This is a genomic window from Pseudomonas sp. NFX224, assembly GCF_048565165.1.
GTDB lineage: Bacteria > Pseudomonadota > Gammaproteobacteria > Pseudomonadales > Pseudomonadaceae > Aquipseudomonas.
This window is the reverse complement of record NZ_CP183416.1, coordinates 1543594-1564020: the sequence shown is the minus strand read 5'-3', so window position 1 is coordinate 1564020 and position 20427 is coordinate 1543594. Positions and strand designations below refer to the sequence as shown.

General features: G+C 58.7%; 18 protein-coding genes and 1 pseudogene. 13 read left to right on the top strand and 6 right to left on the bottom strand.

Annotated elements, in window-relative coordinates; all coding sequences use genetic code 11:
• The first annotated feature begins 54 nt into the window (after positions 1–54).
• Positions 55–1404: a spinster family MFS transporter gene (locus tag ACNYC6_RS07060; protein ID WP_419711691.1), complete on the top strand. Its 1350-nt coding sequence runs from the start codon at positions 55–57 to the stop codon at positions 1402–1404.
• 19 nt (positions 1405–1423) lie between these two features.
• Here ACNYC6_RS07060 and ACNYC6_RS07055 read toward each other — a convergent pair whose 3' ends face one another.
• Together ACNYC6_RS07055 and ACNYC6_RS07050 are read right to left on the bottom strand one after the other, a co-directional pair.
• Positions 1424–1846, bottom strand: a complete 423-nt coding sequence (locus ACNYC6_RS07055) for a hypothetical protein (RefSeq protein ID WP_419711690.1) — start codon at positions 1844–1846, stop codon at positions 1424–1426.
• A 92-nt stretch (positions 1847–1938) separates the two neighbouring features.
• Entirely contained in the window at positions 1939–2715 is a 777-nt protein-coding gene (locus tag ACNYC6_RS07050) for a lipid II-degrading bacteriocin (protein WP_419712920.1), read from the bottom strand.
• 411 nt (positions 2716–3126) lie between these two features.
• Between ACNYC6_RS07050 and ACNYC6_RS07045 the strand changes: the two are divergent.
• A pseudogene (locus ACNYC6_RS07045) lies at positions 3127–3336 on the top strand (MFS transporter); the annotation flags it as partial.
• A 78-nt stretch (positions 3337–3414) separates the two neighbouring features.
• On the opposite strand, the gene rapA reads toward ACNYC6_RS07045, so the two are convergent.
• Complete coding sequence (gene rapA / locus ACNYC6_RS07040; protein WP_419711689.1) at positions 3415–6261, bottom strand: RNA polymerase-associated protein RapA; 2847 nt, start codon at positions 6259–6261, stop codon at positions 3415–3417.
• Positions 6262–6492: 231 nt separating this feature from the next.
• Here rapA and ACNYC6_RS07035 point away from each other — a divergent pair, with 231 nt between their 5' ends.
• The 3 genes from ACNYC6_RS07035 (at position 6493) to ccoM (ending at position 7352) form a co-directional block, all read left to right on the top strand.
• A complete protein-coding gene (locus tag ACNYC6_RS07035; protein WP_419711688.1) occupies positions 6493–6834 on the top strand; it encodes an aspartate-semialdehyde dehydrogenase in 342 nt (113 codons plus the stop codon).
• Between the two features lie 97 nt (positions 6835–6931).
• Positions 6932–7093, top strand: a complete 162-nt coding sequence (locus tag ACNYC6_RS07030) for a hypothetical protein (RefSeq protein WP_419711687.1) — start codon at positions 6932–6934, stop codon at positions 7091–7093.
• A gap of 142 nt (positions 7094–7235) precedes the next feature.
• Positions 7236–7352: a cytochrome c oxidase subunit CcoM gene (gene ccoM, locus ACNYC6_RS07025; RefSeq protein WP_056856105.1), complete on the top strand. Its 117-nt coding sequence runs from the start codon at positions 7236–7238 to the stop codon at positions 7350–7352.
• A 67-nt stretch (positions 7353–7419) separates the two neighbouring features.
• Here ccoM and ACNYC6_RS07020 read toward each other — a convergent pair whose 3' ends face one another.
• The 3 genes from ACNYC6_RS07020 to ACNYC6_RS07010 all read right to left on the bottom strand — a co-directional run bounded on the left by ACNYC6_RS07020 (position 7420) and on the right by ACNYC6_RS07010 (position 11580).
• Positions 7420–8625 carry an ISL3 family transposase gene (locus ACNYC6_RS07020; RefSeq protein ID WP_419709226.1) on the bottom strand — a complete coding sequence of 402 codons (1206 nt, stop codon included), beginning with the start codon at positions 8623–8625 and terminating at the stop codon, positions 7420–7422.
• Between the two features lie 900 nt (positions 8626–9525).
• Entirely contained in the window at positions 9526–11001 is a 1476-nt protein-coding gene (locus tag ACNYC6_RS07015; protein WP_419711686.1) for an inorganic phosphate transporter, read from the bottom strand.
• A 378-nt stretch (positions 11002–11379) separates the two neighbouring features.
• On the bottom strand, positions 11380–11580 hold the full coding sequence (locus ACNYC6_RS07010; protein WP_419711685.1) for a hypothetical protein: 201 nt from the start codon (positions 11578–11580) through the stop codon (positions 11380–11382).
• A 690-nt stretch (positions 11581–12270) separates the two neighbouring features.
• Here ACNYC6_RS07010 and pcaR point away from each other — a divergent pair.
• The 8 genes from pcaR (at position 12271) to ACNYC6_RS06970 (ending at position 20393) form a co-directional block, all read left to right on the top strand.
• Entirely contained in the window at positions 12271–13113 is an 843-nt protein-coding gene (pcaR, locus tag ACNYC6_RS07005; RefSeq protein WP_419711684.1) for a pca regulon transcriptional regulator PcaR, read from the top strand.
• A gap of 124 nt (positions 13114–13237) precedes the next feature.
• Entirely contained in the window at positions 13238–14584 is a 1347-nt protein-coding gene (locus ACNYC6_RS07000; protein WP_419711683.1) for an MFS transporter, read from the top strand.
• A gap of 162 nt (positions 14585–14746) precedes the next feature.
• On the top strand, positions 14747–15607 hold the full coding sequence (locus tag ACNYC6_RS06995; protein WP_419711682.1) for a CoA transferase subunit A: 861 nt from the start codon (positions 14747–14749) through the stop codon (positions 15605–15607).
• A complete protein-coding gene (locus ACNYC6_RS06990) occupies positions 15604–16383 on the top strand; it encodes a CoA-transferase subunit beta (RefSeq protein WP_419711681.1) in 780 nt (259 codons plus the stop codon). The genes ACNYC6_RS06995 and ACNYC6_RS06990 overlap by 4 nt, the downstream gene beginning before the upstream one ends.
• Positions 16380–17585: a 3-oxoadipyl-CoA thiolase gene (gene pcaF / locus ACNYC6_RS06985; protein ID WP_419711680.1), complete on the top strand. Its 1206-nt coding sequence runs from the start codon at positions 16380–16382 to the stop codon at positions 17583–17585. Before ACNYC6_RS06990 ends, pcaF begins: the two co-directional genes overlap by 4 nt.
• A gap of 37 nt (positions 17586–17622) precedes the next feature.
• The gene (gene pcaH / locus ACNYC6_RS06980; protein WP_419711679.1) at positions 17623–18327 is read left to right on the top strand and encodes a protocatechuate 3,4-dioxygenase subunit beta; all 705 of its coding nucleotides are present in this window, start codon (positions 17623–17625) and stop codon (positions 18325–18327) included.
• 1 nt (position 18328) lies between these two features.
• Complete coding sequence (gene pcaG, locus ACNYC6_RS06975; RefSeq protein WP_419711678.1) at positions 18329–18895, top strand: protocatechuate 3,4-dioxygenase subunit alpha; 567 nt, start codon at positions 18329–18331, stop codon at positions 18893–18895.
• Between the two features lie 193 nt (positions 18896–19088).
• A complete protein-coding gene (locus ACNYC6_RS06970) occupies positions 19089–20393 on the top strand; it encodes an MFS family transporter (protein ID WP_419711677.1) in 1305 nt (434 codons plus the stop codon).
• The last annotated feature ends 34 nt before the right edge of the window (positions 20394–20427 follow it).

The window sequence follows — 20427 nt, the reverse complement described above, 5'->3', positions numbered from 1 at the left end:
GATTGCTGATTCCGGGAGCAGCGAAGCCCCCCATAACAATAAAGAGACGGACCCATGCAGAACTCGACCCAAGCGGCGAATGCCTGGCGCATTCTGTTCCTGCTGTTCCTGGCCAACCTGTTCAATTTCTTCGACCGCACCATCCCGGCCATCATCATCGAACCGATCCGCATGGAATGGCACCTCAGCGATTTTCAGTTGGGGATCATCGGCACCGCATTCACCATTGTCTACGCGATTGCCGGCCTGCCTCTAGGACGAATGGCCGACACTGGCTCGCGCGCCAAATTGATGGGTTGGGGCCTGGCGGCATGGAGCGGGTTGACGGCGGTCAATGGCATGGTCGGCAGTTTCTGGAGTTTCCTGATCGTGCGCATGGGCATTGGCATCGGTGAAGCCAGCTACGCGCCGGCCGCCAACTCGTTGATCGGTGACTTGTTCCCGGCTCATCGTCGGGCGCGGGCCATGGGGATTTTCATGTTGGGCCTGCCGCTTGGACTGTTGCTGGCGTTCTTCACCATCGGTGCGATGGTCAAGGCGTTCGACAGCTGGCGCGCGCCGTTCTTCATTGCCGCCGTGCCGGGGCTGATCCTCGCCGTCTTCATGTTTTTCATCAAGGAACCGAAACGCGGCGCCGCCGAAAGCGTGCAAGTCTCGCAAGAGCGAGTAGACCGGCCAATTCGCCGTGTCCTGACAGTGCCGACCTTCCTGTGGCTGGTGATGGCCGGGCTGTGTTTCAACTTCGCCACCTACGCCTGCAACTCGTTCCTGGTGCCGATGCTGCAGCGTTATTTCCTGATGCCGTTGCAGGAAGCTGCGGTGGCGACCGGGATTATCGTCGGCGTGACGGGGTTGGTCGGCCTGACGTTGGGCGGCTGGATCGCGGACAAAATCCATCAACGGGTCGCCAACGGCCGCCTGCTGTTTGCTGCGTTCAGCCTGATCATCTCCACGGTGTGCACGGCGTGGGCGCTGCACTCCGGTCGAATCGAAATCGGCGTTTTTGTCGCGGTGTTCAGCCTGGGCTGGTTGTTTGCCTACAACTTCTATACCTGCGTGTACACGGCGATTCAGGACGTGGTCGAGCCGCGCCTGCGGGCTACGGCCATGGCGTTGTTCTTCGCCGGACTGTACCTGTTGGGCGGTGGTCTTGGGCCGGTAGTGGTCGGTGCGCTGTCTGATCACTTCGCCCACACGGCGATGCTCGCGGCGGGTGCCGAACAGATGACTGAAGCGTTCAAGGCCGTCGGCCTGCATGACGCGATGTACCTGATTCCGGTGGCGCTGTTTTTCACCATGGTGTTTCTGGTATTGGCTTCGCGGTGTTTTGTGCGCGATGCCAAGCGGATGAAGGACGGGTTGGTGCAGGTGGTTGAATCTGAGGGTGTTGCGGCGACGGCATGAGTGACCTGAGAGGGAATGGTCATTCCTGGTTTTTGTCTGCTATTCGTTTTGGGGTGGCAGACAATATTAGAGCGATTACACTTATAAAAAGACTGATGCCGACGATGCTGAGCAGCGTATCGAGCGCAAATAAACCAATCACCAGTATTCCAAAAAGCGAAGAAAGCAATAAGAGCAAATTTGAAACCCAGAAAATCCATCTTCGGACGATCAGTGATTTCGGTTTTATCAGGGCCGAAAAAAACACGCCGGCAATTGTTAGTGCACTGCCTGGAAGGCCCAGGCATACCAGGGCTATTGTTAGTAATACAACTACCGATAAGCCTTCGCTATCGGAAAGATCTTGCGAGTTGATTGGAAGTTGGATGGCTGCATTGAACAGGCAGAACCAAGCCCCGATGAACAGTAAGATGGAAGATAATAACCGTTGGTATGAGGTCATGGCTGGTATTGTTCCTGAGATAGGTAACTGGCCGTCATGCGACCAGTTTGGCTTTATAAATCGTATGGCGCCTGGAAAGATGTCTGTGATACCTAGCGCTCTATGACTATAATATGGGTCCCTTTGATCGCTATTTCATACGGCTGGGCGTTCAAGTGTTTCTCAACGGCAGCGAGTACACGAGTCGAGTTTTCACCTATTGCGTCGCGGAACGTGCTTGGGTTTGCGTCGTATACATCGTTGTAAGCTCGCGCACCACCATTGAAAGATAGCTTTCCACTTTCATGTTTGGTGACTGTGCCTTCGATCTTTAATGTGATATTACCAAGCCATGACTCGGTATGCCATGAGCTAGAACCCGTGTTGTACGGTACCCTATCCAGCGTGATTGTTGTTTGACCCATAGGCGAGCGGGCAAACGCCGACTCGAGCATCGGGATCTTCGTGCCAGAAAGCTTCAACCCCAAATTGTTGATGTTCGTCTCGGCGGCCGCACCTTTTCCGTAAAGGAAATGGCCAAAAGCGGCAACTGGAGTTAGTAGTCCCCCAGATAACCATTTCGATTCCGGAACGGATCCAGCCTTAAAGTTGTTCATTGCATAATGCAGTGCTTGTCGGGCTGATATGTTCGGGTTCAAGCAGATATGGTTATCGGCAAAGGGAATTGCCTGCATGTCACGCACAATGGAACTAGCGAGCCCAAGAGTAACCCCATTTCTAATGTAGGGTTGCTGTTCGTTGGTTATTTTTATGATCATCTCTCGCCATAGGCCCTGACTGTAAAATTCGTTGCGTTGTTGCTGTTGAGCAATAAATATCAATGCGGGGTTTGGAGCTGGCCAAGTAACTCCGTTTGATGGGGGGGGAATACCCAGGTGCTGCGGCAGTAACGTTGATTGGTGGGAGAGTTATTCCATTACTCATAGGTAAATTCCTTGGTTCGAGATGTTGCTGTGAGTTGAAAAAAATCATCCGCTCACATGGCTAAGATTCTTCATTGGAGAAGTTTGGTCTGGGGGTTGCATTTCTATGCTAATCGGGTTTTTGGCGAAATGGGTCCGAGAATTTCGTCGGAAATATCTTTTTTAAAGTAGGAAAAAGCCGGAGTGAAATTTAGTTTTTATTGTGTTACGTAAGTTTCCGAGGCGTCCTGTTTATCTGTCGATTAATAGGGTAGCTCCTACATAGATCGCCTGAAGGATCGGTGCGCGTTCAAGGTCTCGAAAGGGACGCAGAGCGTCCAAGGCCGCATTCCCGCGCAGAGCCTGGGGATGATCGGCACCGCGATGCTCGCGGCGGGTGCCGAACAGATGACCGAGGCGTTCAAGGCCGTCGGCCTGCATGACGCGATGTACCTGATCCCGGTGGCGCTGTTTTTCACCATGGTGTTTCTGGTATTGGCTTCGCGGTGTTTTGTGCGCGATGCCAAGCGGATGAAGGACGGGTTGGTTGGTGTGGTTGAGCCTGAGGTTGCAGTGGCGACTGCTTAAGATCAAAAGATTTTGATTCATAAATAAAAAAGGCCCGCATCGCTGCGGGCCTTCTTTTAGCAGGGTAGAGCAGGGGACTTAACCCGCCACCAACACCCGAATCGCTTCCAGTCGCAGCGCAGCTTTGTCGAGCATGGCCAGGCCTTGCTCGCGTTGTTTGCGCAGGGCAACCAGTTCGCTGTCGCGTACGGTCGGGTTGACCGCTTGCAATGCAGTCAGGCGCGCCAGTTCTTCGTCGGTGTCGGCGGCCAGACGACGTTGCGCCTCAGCCACACGTTCGGCGTGACGCGGGTAAATCTTGTCTTCACCGGCGTTGATCCGTGGTGTCAGCTGGTCACGCTGAGCCTGGATGAACTTGTTGGCGCTGGCGCGCGGCACGCTTTCCAGTTGATCATTCAGGGTCTCGAACGACACCCGGGCCGACAGGTCGTTGCCGTTGGCATCGAGCAGGCAGCGCAGGGCAGCCGGCGGCAGGTAACGGCCCAGTTGCAGCGAACGCGGGGCAACCACTTCGCTGACATAGAGCAGTTCCAGCAACACGGTGCCGGGTTTCAGCGCCTTGTTCTTGATCAGCGCCACGGCGGTGTTGCCCATGGAGCCGGACAGCACCAGGTCCATGCCGCCTTGCACCATCGGGTGTTCCCAAGTGATGAACTGCATGTCTTCGCGAGACAGCGCCTGGTTACGATCGTAGGTGATGGTCACGCCTTCGTCGTCGCCCAGCGGGAAGCTGGCGTCGAGCATTTTTTCGCTCGGCTTGAGGATCAGGGCGTTTTCCGAATGGTCTTCGCTGTCGATGCCGAAAGCGTCGAACAGGGTTTCCATGTAGATCGGCAGGGCGAACTGGTCGTCCTGCTCAAGGATGTCTTCAACCAGTGCATCGCCTTCGCCAGCGCCGCCGGAGTTGAGTTCCAGCAGGCGGTCGCGACCGGTGTGCAGCTCGGCTTCCAGACGTTCACGCTCGGTACGGGCTTCGTCGATCAGCGCTTGCCATTCACCGTCGTCGGCCTCTTCCAGCAGCGGCAGCAGGCGCGGGCCGAACTGGTGCTGCAACGCGTTACCGGTCGGGCAGGTGTTGAGGAATGCGTTCAGTGCTTCGTGGTACCACTGGAACAGACGCTCTTGCGGGCTGGTTTCCAGATACGGTACGTGCAGTTCGATGATGTGCTTCTGGCCGATCCGGTCCAGACGACCGATGCGTTGTTCCAACAGGTCCGGGTGGGACGGCAGGTCGAACAGCACCAGATGATGGGAGAACTGGAAGTTGCGGCCTTCACTGCCGATTTCCGAGCAGATCAGCACTTGCGCGCCAAACTCTTCGTCGGCGAAGTAGGCGGCGGCGCGGTCACGCTCGAGGATGTTCATACCTTCGTGGAACACCGTGGCCGGAATGCCGGAACGCACGCGCAGGGCGTCTTCCAGGTCCATGGCGGTTTCGGCGTGGGCGCAGATCACCAGCACTTTGGTGCGCTTGAGCATTTTCAGCTGATCGATCAGCCATTCGACGCGCGGGTCGAATTTCCACCAACGTTCTTCTTCGCTGGCGTCCGGCTGGGCCTGGAAGCTGACTTCCGGGTACAGCTCGGCGTGATCGCCCAGCGGCAGTTCGAGGTATTCGTCCGGGCACGGCAGCGGATACGGGTGCAGTTTGCGCTCCGGGAAGCCTTGCACCGCGGCGCGGGTGTTACGGAACAGGACGCGGCCGGTGCCGTGACGGTCGAGCAGTTCGCGCACCAGGCGGGCGCTGGCTTCGGTATCGCCGTCGTTGACCGCAGTCAGCAGGGCTTCGCCTTCGTTGCCGAGGAAACCGTGGATGGTCTTGTGTGCTGCTGGCGACAGGCGACCCTTCTCCAGCAACTCCTGGACGGCTTCGGCCACCGGGCGATAGTTTTCGCTCTCGGCGCGGAAGGCGGCCAGGTCATGGAAACGGTTCGGATCGAGCAGGCGCAGACGGGCGAAGTGGCTGTCCTGGCCGAGTTGTTCCGGGGTCGCGGTCAACAGCAGCACGCCGGGAATGGTTTCAGCGAGTTGCTCAACCAGCGAGTACTCAGGGCTGGCCTGATCTTCGTGCCACACCAGGTGATGCGCTTCGTCGACCACCAGCAAATCCCAGCCGGCTGCGAACAGCGCGTCCTGGGCCTTCTCGTCGTCCACCAGCCATTCCAGGGCCACCAGCGCGAGCTGGGTGTCTTCGAACGGGTTGGAGGCATCGCTTTCGATGAAGCGTTCTTCGTCGAACAGCGCAACCTGCAGGTTGAAACGGCGACGCATCTCCACCAGCCACTGGTGCTGGAGGTTTTCCGGTACCAGGATCAGCACGCGATTGGCGCGGCCCGAGAGCAGTTGGCGATGAATGACCAGACCGGCTTCGATGGTTTTACCCAGGCCCACTTCGTCTGCCAGCAGAACCCGAGGCGCGATACGGTCGGCGACTTCACGGGCGATGTGCAACTGGTGCGCAATCGGTTGCGCACGCACGCCACCCAGGCCCCACAGCGCGGACTGCAACTGGCGGCTGGTGTGTTCCAGGGTGTGATAACGCAGGGAGAACCAGGCCAACGGGTCGATCTGGCCGGCGAACAGACGGTCGCTGGCCAGGCGGAACTGGATGAAGTTCGACAGTTGGGTTTCCGGCAGGGTGACCACTTCGTTCTGCGCGTTCAGGCCGTGGTAAACCAGCAGGCCGTCCATGTCATCGACTTCGCGAACGGTGAGTTTCCAGCCTTCGAAATGAGTGATGGTGTCACCCGGCGAAAACCGCACACGAGTGAGGGGCGCATTCCGTAGCGCGTACTGGCGGGTGTCGCCAGTGGCCGGATAGAGCACGGTCAACAAGCGGCCGTCCTGTGCCAGAACGGTGCCCAAACCCAGCTCGGCTTCGCTGTCACTGATCCAGCGTTGCCCCGGTTGATACTGCTGCGCCATGCTGCCTGACTCCCACCTTGAAAAAGCGGGCTATCTTAACGGAATCAGCTCTTCAGACCAAAGGAATACCTGTGCAGGCGCTGTCTTTGGCTGCGATCCTTTGATCTTCAGGACCTGAACAAATCCTAGCCTGCGACCGTCACTACAGTGCCAATTGGGTCACAGTTTGCGACCGATGGCTCAAGTCGCTATCCCCGCAGCCGACATCCTGCTGACAGGAGACTAAAAAATATGCTGCCACCGATGCTTCCCTTGAGTGCCGTGCCGATCACTTCCCAGCACGACCCGGTCCGCCCGCGCCCGGACATCGCGCCCGTTGTACCGGTGCAGGAAAGCTCCACCGACAGCACCATCGACCTGAAAAAACGCGATCCTGAAGACGCCGCCTTGCTGCTGCGCGAGGAACAGCGTCGCAAGCAGGAACAGCAAAGGCGTCGCCGAGAAGCCGACGAAGACCCTGAAGCGCACCTGGCCATTCCGGGTGACGAACTCAATGCCGACAACACGGTACCTGTGGCGCCGCTGATGGAAGATCAGCCCCGTCAGGGCTTGTGGGTCGATATCGAGATTTGAGGTCGCGGCTGGTCAGCACCGTCGCCAGACCGCATTATTGGGGCAATCCTGTCGGATGTTGCGGCAGCTGAATTTCATTCCAAGCGATGCACAGAACATGAGCCAAGACGACAAGTTAATCGACCTCAACGCCGAACGCGCCAAGCGTGTCCATGACCTCAACGACAAGCGACTCAATGAAGTTCGCCAGGCGTTCGAACAGGCCATGCCGCTGGGTAAAGAGAAGAAGAAGCCGAAAAACAAGCCGAAAAAACGCTGAATCCCCTGCATCGATTGATGCAGGTCAGTTTTTCCCCTCCTTTAGGCCCAGTCTCGGGCGACATTGATCCCGGTCAATATTTTCTCCTGCCCGTTTGGGTAACTTAGCCCTATCGCAACAGGGCAACAGCAGGAGACGCGTCATGTTTTTCGACAACGTGGTGATCGCCGGAGTGCTGACTGTCAGCCTCATGTTCGTTTTTTTTGCAGGATTCGGATTTTTTATCTGGAAGGATTCGCACAAGCGGAAAAAGCCGTAGGTCTTTCTGGATGTAATGAGCACGCAAGGCATTTTGGGCAACTTCGGTTGCCCTTTTTTTTGGTTCTTCACGGATTACCGGGAAAGACGCTCTTGATCTTCATGAAAAAGAATTCGCTATCCCGGTAACCGTACGCCATCCGTTTGATGACCTTTATTCGATTGTTTATACCTTCCAACTGCCCTGTGTGCATCGGCCAGCGAACCCGACTGACGATGCCTCGCCAGTAAGCCTTCAGCCGATTGGCGAACTGGATCAGTGCCGGTAGTTCGCTTTCATGAGCATGGCGCAGCCATTGCTTCCAGGCCGATCGCCAAGCCCAGGCAGCACTCGGTGTCCAGAGTGTTTTGAGCTCAGCCTTCATCAAATACACCGTCATCAGCGATTGGTTGGCCGCCAACAAATCTTGCAAGCGAACCTGCTGTTCCGGCGTTTTCAGATTCTGTGGATTGCGCAGCAATAGCCATCGCGCCTGCTTGATGACCTTGCGAGCCGGCTTGTCATGACGCAATCGGTTAGCTTCGTCGACGCGGACCCGGTCAATGACCTCTCGGCCATATTTGGCCACCACATGAAAGAGGTCGTAGACCACACGCGCTTTCGGGCAGTGCTGACGAACCTCCAGGTCAAACGCAGTGTTCATGTCCATTGCCACCGCTTCGATTCGAGCACATCCCTCTGGCCCAAGCTCTTCGAAAAAGGGCCGAACTGCCGCCCGGCTGCGACCTTCGCCGATCCATAGCACTCGTCGCGTATCGGCATCCAACACAACACTGGCGTAGCGATGCCCTTTAAACAGCGCGAATTCATCCATCACCAGGCGTCGTGGTTGAGCCGTCGGCAACTCGCTCAATGCCGCTTGCAAGGCCCGACGCTCCAGCAACCGCACGGTGTCCCAATGCAGCCCAAACATCTGGGCCACGTGCAGGGTGGGAAGGCGTTCGCTGGCCTGAATAACCGCATCAGCCAAGCGGCGTGTCATGCGCGCATAGCGATCCAGCCAACTCACGGCCTCCATGCGTTTGCCACAGTCGCGGCAGCCAACGCGCCTGAGCAGCACGCTGAGGCGTACCGCGCGGCCGAGAATGGGCAAATCGCGAACGGTTCGCTCGCAATACTCATGAGTGGTTGAACAAGGCTTTTGGCAGCCGCCACAGGAAGGAAATCGGGTGGCGTGAGGAGTCAGTTCGATCCGTAGGGCATCACCCTCAGGCTTGATCGTGACGACAGAAAAGCCCTCCCAAAACGGAAGGAAAGTATTAATATCGCGCATAAGAACGCCGGTTTGTTAGATGTGTTTGCTCGCACGAACATCATCAATCAAATCGGCGTTCTTGTTTCTGTGTTTCCCGGGATTCCGTGGAGAACCTTTTTTTTGGTGCGCCAGGCATGGCGCGTTGCGCGTAAGCGCAACCAGCTTGGCTGTGGTGGCCACGCTGGTGACTTGGAGGTGAAAGTCCTCTACACACCCGGCAAGGGGAAGTGTTAGCCAGAGGCAAGGGTGTCGCGGGTGACTGCGAATCTGAAGGAAGCCCGAGGCAAAATGCTGGCCTGACGAACAGGAAGCGGATTAGGCGGTGCAGCGGGGTAAGAAGGCCAATATCTTCAAAGCCCAATACTTGCACGGAACGCTGTGACGTAGATCCGACAGGCATAAGCAGGAAGGTCGCGCGAATCACCCTGGGAGATCTGTATAGCCTGCCATGTGCTACCGGCGTCGCGAGATGACGGGATGGGCGACAGAAGTCAGCAGAGGCCGTAGTAGTTGCTCGACACCGGAGTAACGAAGGGCTGAACCTGCCATGAGTGGATAGTCGGGTGTGATCTCTGTTGGAGCGTAAAGCAGAAACACCGCATAGCGGGGGTCGAGACCATCAGGAGGTAGGAGCCGGAAGCTCCGAGGGCCGGTCTGGGCGCTTAGATACCACAGGCGACACATCAACGGAACCAAGCTCGCTGACGTTGTATGTCAGTAGGCAGGAACCGCCGTATACGGAACCGTATGTACGGTGGTGTGAGAGGACGGCGGGGGCAACCCCGCCTCCTACTCGATCCTGAAAATTGATACGCGCAAACCTGCGGCAGCTCCTGCCGTGATTTGTGATGTCGCGAAGATTCGGTAATAAAAAAGGCGCGGTCCTTGCGGAGCGCGCCTTTTTCGTTCGGCGGCTTATCAGCTGCCGAGTGCCTTCGACGCCAACCAGAACAACCCGGCCGACAGGGCCACGGTTGCCGGCAGGGTCAGAACCCAGGCCAGCAGGATGGTCTTGACGGTGCCGCCCTGCAGGCCGCTTTTGTTGGCGACCATGGTGCCGGCTACGCCCGAGGACAGGACGTGGGTGGTCGACACCGGCAGGCTGAAGATGTTGGCCATGCCGATCAGGCTGGCAGTGGTGATCTGCGCCGACATGCCCTGGGAATAGGTCATGCCCTGCTTGCCGATCTTCTCGCCGATGGTCAGTACCACGCGTTTCCAACCAACCATGGTGCCCAGGCCCAAGGCCAGTGCGACCGCCAGAATCACCCAGAACGGCGCGTATTCGGTGGTGGTGGTCAGGTCTTTGCGCAGTTTGTCCAGGTCAGCCTTTTCACGAGGGGCCAGGCTTGGCAGCTTGCTGACCTTCTTCGCCGTGTCATCCAGGCAGAGCAGGTAGCGACGCACTTCGATGCGGCTTTCAGACGGCAGCGAGTGGTAGTCGGCTACGCCCTTGAGAGTGCCCAGCAGGGCGGTGATGGTCGGTTCGGTCTGTTGCGGGTTGCAACGGAATTTCTCCGGCAGGTCACCTTCCACGCTTTTGCCCAGGGCCAGGAACTCGCCCAGGGTTTCGGAATTGCGCTGGTAGAACTGGCTCAGGTGCAGGGTGGCGTCGCGGGTACGCTCGATCTGGTACGTGGTGCTGTTCAAGTCGAGAACGAACTGCGCCGGCACGATACCGATCAGCACCAGCATGATCAGGCCGATACCTTTCTGACCGTCGTTGGAACCGTGCACGAAGCTCACGGCCATGGCCGAGATCACCAGCACGAGGCGATTCCAGAACGGCGGGTGTTTCTTGTCGTCGATCTTGCGGCGCTGTTCCGGGGTCTTGTGCATCTTCGACAGCGGACGCCACCATTTCAGACCGATCAGGATCAGCGCGGCGATCAGGAAACCTGCCATTGGCGAGAACACCAGCGACATGCCGATATCGATCGCTTTCTGCCAGTTCACGCCATCGGCCAACGGAATTTCGTTGATCAGGGCGTTCGCCAGGCCCACGCCGAGGATCGAACCGATCAGCGTATGGGAGCTGGAAGCGGGGATACCGAAGTACCAGGTGCCCAGGTTCCAGGTGATGGCTGCGGCGAGCAACGAGAACACCATCGCCAGTCCGTGACCGGTGTTCACATTGATCAGCAGTTCCACCGGCAGCAAGTGGACAATGGCATACGCCACGCCAACGCCGCCCAGCAACACGCCGAGGAAATTGAACACACCGGAAAAGAACACTGCCAGATGAGGCGGCATCGCTTTGGTGTAGATAACAGTGGCTACCGCGTTAGCGGTGTCATGAAATCCGTTGATGAACTCGAAGGCGAGGACAAAAGTCAGGGCGAGCAGGAGGCTCACAAGCACCCAAGCATCCAGTCCGCTGAATAAATCGATCATGAAGGTTTTCTGACCCGGTCATAAGGGGGGCGGGATTATGCCAGAAAAGCGTGCCAATCAATGCACTAGCTGCTCGTCGGTAACATTCTTCAACGAATTTTCTTGGGACCGTAGCTTCGGTCCCCGTGTTTTTTCAGGGGTTGCAAGTCATTGAATTTATTCGAAAACGCTTTTGCTACAAGGGTTTCGCAAGCCTGGAGGACGGGCTTGTTCGCTTGTATGAAAATTCTGAGAACAGGGTCAGTTATGAGCCTTTTACCCTGTCAGATGATCAAGGTGGCCGCTGCCCGCTTGTAGCGGGCGCGAAAGGCAACATCGATGCATCCCGCTTTTACCGGGTGCAAACGCAGACCCTTGGAGGGATTCAAACCGAGGTCGTCATGGCTCTTCGGTTTTGAGTTCCTTTTCCATTTTTTCCAGTTCTTGCTTGAAAACCTGATCCTGAACGGTGGCGCGTTTACGCCAGGGCTTGCGTTCCGGTTCGGGCTGGGCGGCGTAGGTGGTGACTTCCCCGCCGTAAACTTCCTTGTAACGTTGTTCCTGGCGCTCAAGTTCCACGCGCAGTTCGTCTTTCGTCACAGTGCTACCTGATTGAGTTGAGATAAATTCTGGTGAAACGCGCTGCGTTCAATGTATTGACCACGCTCGTCGAAAGGACAAGGCCCATGCAGGCATTGTTTTTACGGCAGGGCGATCAATACGTCCATGTTGCAGGCGGCCACGGCACCAGAGGCAAATAGCTGACGTAGCATCAGATTCCTGTTTCGGCGAGCGCATTGGCGATGCGAATGCAGTCAGCGTAGGGCGCTTGCCGGAGGCAGCGGCGATGGGACATCGCGCCACCAGGTAGCGGGAACGGCGAGTAAAAAACCGTCTGGCTACTGATTTGCATTATAGCGAGCGATTCACAGAACACTATCGCCAAACAGTTAAAAGTAGATCTTGATGTGTGATTGTTTTGTTGCTCGTAACTTTTACTGTCAACTAGCGCATTGGCTAGGGTCACGGTGCAGCGATGCCTTTCTGGCGCCATTAAGTCGAACAACTTAGTGGCAACTACATCTGCCTTTAAGTCTGCATTCCGGCCTCGGCAAAAATATGTAATGAGAGGGTCGTAATCCCGTCTGTTGATGGCTGCAAAGGTGGGATCAGTCGATTGCGATTATCGGTCGATGGTTCGATAATCGCCCGATGTTGCTTGCCCGGTCTTGTTTACCGGGTCCATGGCGCTTGTAATAGGCGCTGATCCGTGTGGGAAAAGGACCTTAAATGAACGATCAACTGCGCAATTCCTTCGCTTCAGTCGCACCTCCGATCGTCGCTTCGCCCGCCAAGCGGATCCAGGCCATGACCGGTGACCCGGACTTCATGACCTCGCTGGCGCGTGGGCTGGCTGTCGTGCAGGCATTCCAGGAGCGCAAACGGCACCTGACCATCGCCCAGATCAGCCACCGCACGGAAATTCCTCGCGCCGCTGTCAGACGTTGCCTGCATACCCTGATCAAACTCGGTTATGCCACCACCGACGGTCGCACCTATTCATTGCTGCCCAAAGTGCTGACCCTCGGCCATGCCTACGTATCCTCGACGCCACTCGCGGTTTCGGCTCAGCCGTACCTGGACCGCATGAGCGAGCAATTGCACGAAGCCTGCAACATGGCCACCCTGGAAGGCGACGACATCCTCTACATCGCCCGTTCGGCGACGACCCAGCGCCTGATTTCGGTCGACCTTTCGGTGGGCGGGCGCTTGCCGGCTTATTGCACGTCGATGGGCCGGATTTTGCTCGCCGCGCTGGATGACACGTCGCTCGGCGAATACCTTGATCACGCCGACATGCAGGCCAAGACCAGCCGAACCATTCACACACCCGAAGCGCTGCTCGAATGCCTTCAGGAAGTTCGACAACAGGGCTGGTGCATCGTCGATCAGGAGCTAGAGCAAGGCCTGCGCTCGATTGCCGTCCCGGTGTACGACGCCTCCGGTCAAGTGGTCGCGGCCCTTAACGTCAGCACCCATGCCGGGCGGGTCAGCCGCAACGAACTGGAACAACGCTTTCTTCCCGGCTTGTTAAGCGCCAGTCGCGACCTCAGCGCTCAGCTGTTTGCCTAAGGTGTTCGATAAACGCACAGAGTTGCGTCCGGCGAATTGACGCTGTTTCCTCCGGATCATTACTGTCGCGGCTGCGCCAGCGTTGGCTGGCTCCCCGTTTGACTGTGATACATGGATAAAAATAATGAACCAGCCTCAGTCCGCTGTAGGTAACTGCCTAGACGTGCAGTCCTTCATCAATGCTCAACCCATTTCGCGCTATCAGTGGCGGGTGGTGATCCTGTGTTTCCTGATTGTCTTCCTCGATGGCCTCGATACCGCGGCCATGGGATTCATTGCGCCGGCGCTGTCTCAGGACTGGGGCATTGACCGCGCCAGCCTGGGCCCGGTGATGAGTGCGGCACTGATCGGCATGGTGTTCGGTGCACTGGGCTCCGGCCCGTTGGCTGACCGCTTCGGGCGAAAAGTCGTGCTGGTGGGCGCGGTATTGCTGTTCGGCGCCTTCAGCCTGGCTTCGGCGTACAGCACCAACGTCGATCAATTGCTGGTGCTGCGCTTTCTGACCGGTTTGGGCTTGGGCGCGGGCATGCCGAACGCCACCACGCTGCTGTCGGAGTACACCCCGGAACGCAAGAAATCCCTGCTGGTGACCAGCATGTTCTGTGGTTTCAACCTGGGCATGGCCGGTGGCGGATTCATTTCGGCCAAGCTGATCCCGGCATTCGGCTGGCACAGCCTGTTGCTGATCGGCGGGATTTTGCCGTTGATCCTTGCGGTCGTCCTGCTGTTCTGGCTGCCGGAGTCGGCGCGCTATCTCGTCGTCCGTAACCGTGGCACCGACAAGGTGCGCAAGACCCTGGCGCCCATCGACCCAACCGTCGTAGCCCAAGCGTCGAGCTTCAGCGTGCCGGAACAGAAAACCGTGAAGGCGCGCAACGTGTTTGCGGTGATCTTCTCCGGCACCTACAGCGTCGGCACGTTGCTGCTGTGGCTGACCTATTTCATGGGCCTGGTGATCGTTTACCTGCTGACCAGTTGGCTGCCGACCCTGATGCGCGACAGCGGCGCGAGCATGGAGCAAGCAGCGTTCATCGGCGCACTGTTCCAGTTTGGCGGTGTACTGAGCGCGGTGGGCGTAGGTTGGGCGATGGACCGGTTCAATCCGCACAAGGTCATCGGCATTTTCTACCTGCTGGCCGGGGTATTTGCCTACGCGGTAGGGCAGAGCCTGGGCAACATCACGTTGCTGGCGACTCTGGTGCTGGTAGCCGGGATGTGCGTCAACGGTGCTCAATCGGCGATGCCGTCGCTGGCTGCGCGGTTCTATCCGACTCAGGGACGTGCGACCGGTGTGTCGTGGATGCTCGGCATCGGCCGCTTTGGCGCGATCCTCGGCGCCTGGATGGGCGCGACGCTGTTGGGCCTGGGCTGGAACTTCGAGCAAGTGCTGACGGCATTGGTGATTCCGGCAGCGTTGGCGACCACGGCGGTGGTGATCAAGGGCATGGTCAGCCATGCGGACGCGACTTGAGCGACGATCGGTAGCCAGACAACAATGTGTTCGATAAACGAACACTCAGTCGATTATCGGATTGTTTGGCATTTTTCACAGGCTTAATCTGCAGTCATTGAGGCGCTGCGCATCGGCGCCTTTTTTTCACTGTCGGTTAATACCAAATGGGAGCCTGCCCCAATGGCTGAGATTCTTTCGCTGCACGACGCGGTGAAGCAGTTCGTAAACGACGGCGATACCGTTGCGCTCGAAGGCTTTACCCATCTGATCCCTACGGCGGCAGGTCACGAAATCATTCGTCAGGGCAAGAAAGATCTGACCCTGGTGCGGATGACCCCTGACCTGATCTACGACCAGTTGATCGGTGCCGGTTGTGCCCGCAAGCTGATTTTCTCCTGGGGCGGTAACCCGGGCGTCGGTTCGCTGCATCGTCTGCGTGACGCGGTCGAGAAGCAGTGGCCACGCGCGCTGGAAATCGAAGAACACAGCCACGCCGACCTGGCCAATGCCTACGTCGCCGGCGCTTCCGGCCTACCGTTCGCGGTGCTGCGTGCCTACGCCGGTTCCGACCTGCCGAAGGTCAACCCGCTGATCAAATCGGTCACCTGCCCATTCACCGGTGAAGTGCTGGCCGCGGTGCCTTCGGTTCGCCCGGACATCACCGTGATCCACGCGCAGAAAGCCGACCGCAAGGGCAACGTGCTGCTGTGGGGCATCCTCGGCGTGCAGAAAGAAGCCGCACTGGCCGCCAAGCGTTGCATCGTTACCGTTGAAGAAATCGTCGACGACCTCAACGCGCCGATGAACTCTTGCGTGCTGCCGACCTGGGCCTTGAGCGCGGTCTGCCATGTACCGGGCGGCGCGCATCCGTCCTACGCCCACGGTTACAACGAACGCGACAACCGCTTCTATCAAGCCTGGGACCCGATTGCCCGCGACCGTGACACCTTCACCGCGTGGATCAACGAGTACATCCATGGCAGCGCAGACTTTAGCGAGTTCCAGGCCAAACTGGCCGCCGCTTCGGAGGCGAAGTCATGACTTACACCACCAATGAAATGATGACCGTCGCCGCCGCTCGCCGTCTGAAGAACGGTTCGGTGTGCTTCGTCGGTATCGGCCTGCCATCGAAAGCCGCCAACCTGGCGCGCCTGACGTCTTCACCGGACGTCGTGCTGATCTACGAATCAGGTCCGATCGGTGCGAAGCCGAGCGTGTTGCCATTGTCGATCGGTGATGGTGAGTTGGCGGAAACCGCCGACACCGTGGTCCCGACCGGCGAGATTTTCCGTTACTGGCTGCAGGGCGGGCGCATTGACGTCGGTTTCCTCGGCGCCGCGCAAGTCGACCGTTTCGGCAACATCAACACCACCGTGGTTGGCGATTACCACGCACCAAAAGTCCGTCTACCCGGTGCCGGTGGCGCGCCGGAGATTGCAGGTTCCGCCAAGAGCGTGCTGATCATCCTCAAGCAATCGTCGCGTTCCTTCGTCGACAAGCTCGACTTCATTACTTCGGTCGGCCACGGTGAAGGCGGCGACTCGCGCAAGCGTCTCGGCCTGCCCGGCGCTGGTCCAGTCGGGATCATCACCGACCTGTGCACCATGGAGCCGGAAGAGGGCACCCACGAATTCGTGGTCACCGCATTGCATCCGGGCGTGACCCGCGAGCAAGTGGTCGCCGCCACCGGTTGGCCGATCCGTTTTGCCGACAGCGTGGCAATCACCGCGGAGCCGTCCGAGGTTGAACTCACCGCACTGCGTGATCTTGAAGCCCGTACCGCTGCCGCCCATGGCCAAACCCCAGGAGAAGCTTGATGCGTGACGTTTATATCTGCGATGCGATTCGTACCCCCATCGGCCGTTTTGGCGGCGGCTTGTCGACCGTTCGCGCCGACGACCTGGCCGCCGTGCCAATCAAGGCCTTGATGGAGCGCAATCCGTCGGTGGACTGGAACGCGGTGGACGAGGTGTTCCTCGGCTGCGCCAACCAGGCCGGTGAAGACAACCGCAACGTGGCGCGCATGGCGCTGCTGCTGGCGGGCCTGCCGGAAACCATTCCGGGCGTAACGCTCAATCGTCTTTGTGCTTCGGGCATGGACGCCATCGGCACCGCGTTCCGCGCCATCGCCAGTGGCGAAATGGAGCTGACGATTGCCGGTGGTGTCGAGTCGATGTCCCGTGCGCCGTTCGTGATGGGCAAGGCTGATGCGGCGTTTTCGCGCAACATGAAGCTGGAAGACACCACCATCGGCTGGCGCTTCATCAACCCGTTGATGAAAGCCCAGTACGGCGTGGACGCGATGCCGCAAACCGCCGACAACGTGGCTGACGACTACAAGGTGTCCCGCGCCGATCAGGACGCGTTTGCCCTGCGCAGTCAGCAACGCACCGCCGCCGCGCAAGCCGCAGGCTTTTTCGCCGAAGAAATCGTCGAAGTGCGCATCAGCCATAAGAAGGGTGAAACCGTGGTCAGCCAGGACGAGCATCCTCGCGCCGACACCACGCTGGAAGCGCTGACTAAACTCAAACCGGTCAATGGTCCCGACAAAACCGTCACTGCCGGCAACGCCTCGGGCGTGAACGACGGTGCCGCCGCGTTGATCCTGGCTTCAGCCGAAGCAGTGAAAAAACACGGTCTGACCGCTCGCGCCAAAGTGCTGGGCATGGCCAGCGCCGGTGTTGCACCACGCGTGATGGGTATCGGCCCGGTCCCCGCGGTGCGCAAACTGATCGAGCGCCTCGGTGTGGCGGTCAGCGATTTCGACGTGATCGAACTCAATGAAGCCTTCGCCAGCCAAGGCCTGGCGGTGTTGCGTGAGCTGGGAGTCGCCGACGACGCGGCCCAGGTCAACCCTAACGGTGGCGCCATTGCGTTGGGCCATCCGTTGGGCATGAGCGGTGCGCGTCTGGTGTTGACCGCGTTGCATCAGCTGGAAAAAACCGGTGGCAAGAAAGGTCTCGCGACCATGTGCGTCGGCGTCGGCCAAGGTCTGGCTTTGGCGATCGAGCGCGTCTGACGCGCTCTGACGATTTATAAGAACAGAGGAATGTTTCATGACTGACAAGCCTGGTTACCGTCGTCCGCAGGAAGGCACTCAACCGCCATACCTGCACCCGACCTACCAATCCACCAACCTGCGCTCGCCGTCCAAGCCGTTGGTGTTCTTGCCGCACTCACTGTCGGAAATCACCGGTCCGACCATCGGCGCCGAGCGCGTCAATGAGAAAGACAACGACCTGACCGCTCAACACGAAGGTGAGCCGCAGGGCGAGCGCATCATCATCCACGGCCGTGTGCTGGATGAGAACGGTCTGCCGGTGCCGGGGATTCTGGTGGAGATCTGGCAGGCCAACGCCGCCGGTCGCTACGCCCATGCCCGTGATCTGCACGACGCGCCGCTGGACCCGAACTTCACCGGTACTGGTCGCACCGTGACCGACGCCGATGGCTGGTACCAGTTCCAGACCATCAAGCCTGGCGCGTATCCGTGGGGTAACCACCACAACGCCTGGCGCCCGGCGCACATCCATTTCTCGCTGTTCGGGCCGAGCATCCTGACGCGTCTGGTCACGCAGATGTATTTCCCGGGCGACCCGCTGCTGGCGTATGACCCGATCTACAACTGCGTGCCCGATACCCGCGCCAAAGAGCGTTTGATCGCCACGTTCGATCTGGAAAAAACCATCCCTTCCTATGCCCTCGGTTATCGCTGGGACATCGTCTTGCGCGGCCGCGATGCCACGCCGATGGAGAAATAAGATGACGCTGACTGCGACCACGTCCCACACCGTCGGGCCGTACTATCACATCGGCCTGACCTGGCTGAACCGCGAAAACCTGACCGTCGAACAAACCCTGGGCGAGCGCGTGGCGATCTCCGGGCAAGTGGTCGATGGCAACGGCGATGTCGTCAACGACGCGATGCTGGAAGTCTGGCAGGCCAACGCTGCCGGCAAGTACGACCATCCGGAAGACGAACAGGACAAACCCCTCGACCCGAATTTCGAAGGTTTTGGCCGGGTGCCGGTGGACGCTGAAGGGCGTTTCCGGTTCACCACGATCAAACCGGGTACGGTCGAAGGCCTGAAGGGCTCGACCCAGGCGCCGCACCTTGTCGTGCTGGTGTTTGCCCGTGGCCTGGTGAAGCACCTGCTGACGCGCATCTACTTTGATGGCGAGCCGGCCAACGTCGACGATCCGCTGCTGGAATGCGTACCGGTCGAACGTCGCGGGACGCTGCTGGCCAAGCCGGATGCGGCGGGTGTGTACCAGTGGAATGTGATTCTGCAGGGTACCGATGCGGAAACGGTGTTTTTCGATTATTAAGTGAACACCGCAACACCTGTAGGAGCGAGCCTGCTCGCGAAAGTGGTGTATCAGACAACATTGATATCGCCTGATACGACGCCATCGCGAGCAGGCTCGCTCCTACAGGGGTTTATGTTGCTGATCTATCTGCGGAACGGGACTGTTGCAAAGTGTGTCTAGACTCTCACTGTCCCCATTGAGTGAAAAAACAATGACAACGCCCACAGCACCTACAGCTCTTTATACGGGCGAAGAACGCAGCAAGCGGATCTTCGCCATTGTCGGCGCTTCGTCCGGCAACCTCGTCGAATGGTTCGACTTCTACGTGTACGCCTTCTGTGCGATCTACTTCGCCCCGGCGTTCTTCCCGTCTGACAACCCCACGGTGCAGTTGGTCAACACCGCGGGGGTGTTCGCCGCCGGGTTCCTGATGCGGCCGATTGGCGGCTGGATCTTCGGCCGTGTCGCGGACAAGCACGGGCGCAAGAATTCGATGCTGATCTCGATTCTGATGATGTGCTTCGGCTCTTTGCTGATCGCCTGCCTGCCGACGTACGCCAGCATCGGCGTCTGGGCGCCGATCCTGTTGCTGTTCGCTCGCTTGCTGCAAGGCTTGTCGGTGGGTGGCGAGTACGGCACCACAGCGACCTACATGAGCGAAGTCGCGCTCAAGGGCCAGCGCGGGTTCTTCGCGTCGTTCCAGTACGTGACCCTGATTGGCGGCCAGCTGTTGGCGGTGTCGCTGGTGGTGATCCTGCAACAGTTCCTCAATGAAGACGAATTGCGTGCCTACGGCTGGCGGATCCCGTTCGTGGTCGGTGCGGTGGCGGCGGTGATTTCGCTGTTCCTGCGTCGTTCGCTGAAAGAAACCACCAGCAAGGAAATGCGCGAGAACAAGGATGCCGGTAGCATCAAGGCGCTGTTTCGCGACCACAAAGCCGCGTTCATCACCGTGTTGGGTTACACCGCCGGTGGCTCGCTGATTTTCTACACCTTCACCACGTACATGCAGAAGTACCTGGTGAACACCGCCGGCATGCACGCCAAGACCGCCAGCTACATCATGACCGGCGCGCTTTTCTTTTACATGTGCATGCAACCGATCTTCGGCATGCTCGCCGACAAGATCGGCCGACGTAACTCGATGCTCTGGTTCGGCGCCCTTGGCACTTTGTGCACCGTGCCGATTTTGCTGAGCCTGAAAAGCGTCAGCAGCCCGTTCCTGGCGTTTGTATTGATCACCGTGGCGCTGGCAATCGTCAGTTTCTACACTTCGATCAGCGGCCTGGTGAAAGCCGAAATGTTCCCACCGGAAGTGCGCGCACTGGGCGTTGGCCTGGCGTACGCGGTGGCGAATGCAATCTTCGGCGGTTCGGCGGAATATGTGGCCTTGAGCCTCAAGGCCGTGGGCATGGAAAACTCCTTCTACTGGTACGTGACGGTGATGATGGCGATCGCGTTCCTGTTCAGCCTGCGTCTGCCGAGACAGGCGAAGTATCTGCACCACGATCTTTGATCTTTACGCGGGCCTCACCGGCCCGCGCCTCCAG

Bases quoted from the DNA above. Each gene is read 5' to 3' on its own strand.
- ACNYC6_RS06970 (WP_419711677.1), top strand. From the start codon at position 19,089: ATGACAACGCCCACAGCACCTACAGCTCTTTATACGGGCGAAGAACGC.
- ACNYC6_RS06995 (WP_419711682.1), top strand. From the start codon at position 14,747: ATGGCTGAGATTCTTTCGCTGCACGACGCGGTGAAGCAGTTCGTAAAC.
- ACNYC6_RS07000 (WP_419711683.1), top strand. From the start codon at position 13,238: ATGAACCAGCCTCAGTCCGCTGTAGGTAACTGCCTAGACGTGCAGTCC.
- ACNYC6_RS07030 (WP_419711687.1), top strand. From the start codon at position 6,932: ATGAGCCAAGACGACAAGTTAATCGACCTCAACGCCGAACGCGCCAAG.
- ACNYC6_RS07020 (WP_419709226.1), bottom strand. From the start codon at position 8,625: ATGCGCGATATTAATACTTTCCTTCCGTTTTGGGAGGGCTTTTCTGTC.
- ACNYC6_RS06990 (WP_419711681.1), top strand. From the start codon at position 15,604: ATGACTTACACCACCAATGAAATGATGACCGTCGCCGCCGCTCGCCGT.
- pcaG (WP_419711678.1), top strand. From the start codon at position 18,329: ATGACGCTGACTGCGACCACGTCCCACACCGTCGGGCCGTACTATCAC.
- ACNYC6_RS07055 (WP_419711690.1), bottom strand. From the start codon at position 1,846: ATGACCTCATACCAACGGTTATTATCTTCCATCTTACTGTTCATCGGG.
- rapA (WP_419711689.1), bottom strand. From the start codon at position 6,261: ATGGCGCAGCAGTATCAACCGGGGCAACGCTGGATCAGTGACAGCGAA.
- ACNYC6_RS07035 (WP_419711688.1), top strand. From the start codon at position 6,493: ATGCTGCCACCGATGCTTCCCTTGAGTGCCGTGCCGATCACTTCCCAG.
- ACNYC6_RS07060 (WP_419711691.1), top strand. From the start codon at position 55: ATGCAGAACTCGACCCAAGCGGCGAATGCCTGGCGCATTCTGTTCCTG.
- ACNYC6_RS07015 (WP_419711686.1), bottom strand. From the start codon at position 11,001: ATGATCGATTTATTCAGCGGACTGGATGCTTGGGTGCTTGTGAGCCTC.
- pcaR (WP_419711684.1), top strand. From the start codon at position 12,271: ATGAACGATCAACTGCGCAATTCCTTCGCTTCAGTCGCACCTCCGATC.
- ccoM (WP_056856105.1), top strand. From the start codon at position 7,236: ATGTTTTTCGACAACGTGGTGATCGCCGGAGTGCTGACTGTCAGCCTC.
- pcaH (WP_419711679.1), top strand. From the start codon at position 17,623: ATGACTGACAAGCCTGGTTACCGTCGTCCGCAGGAAGGCACTCAACCG.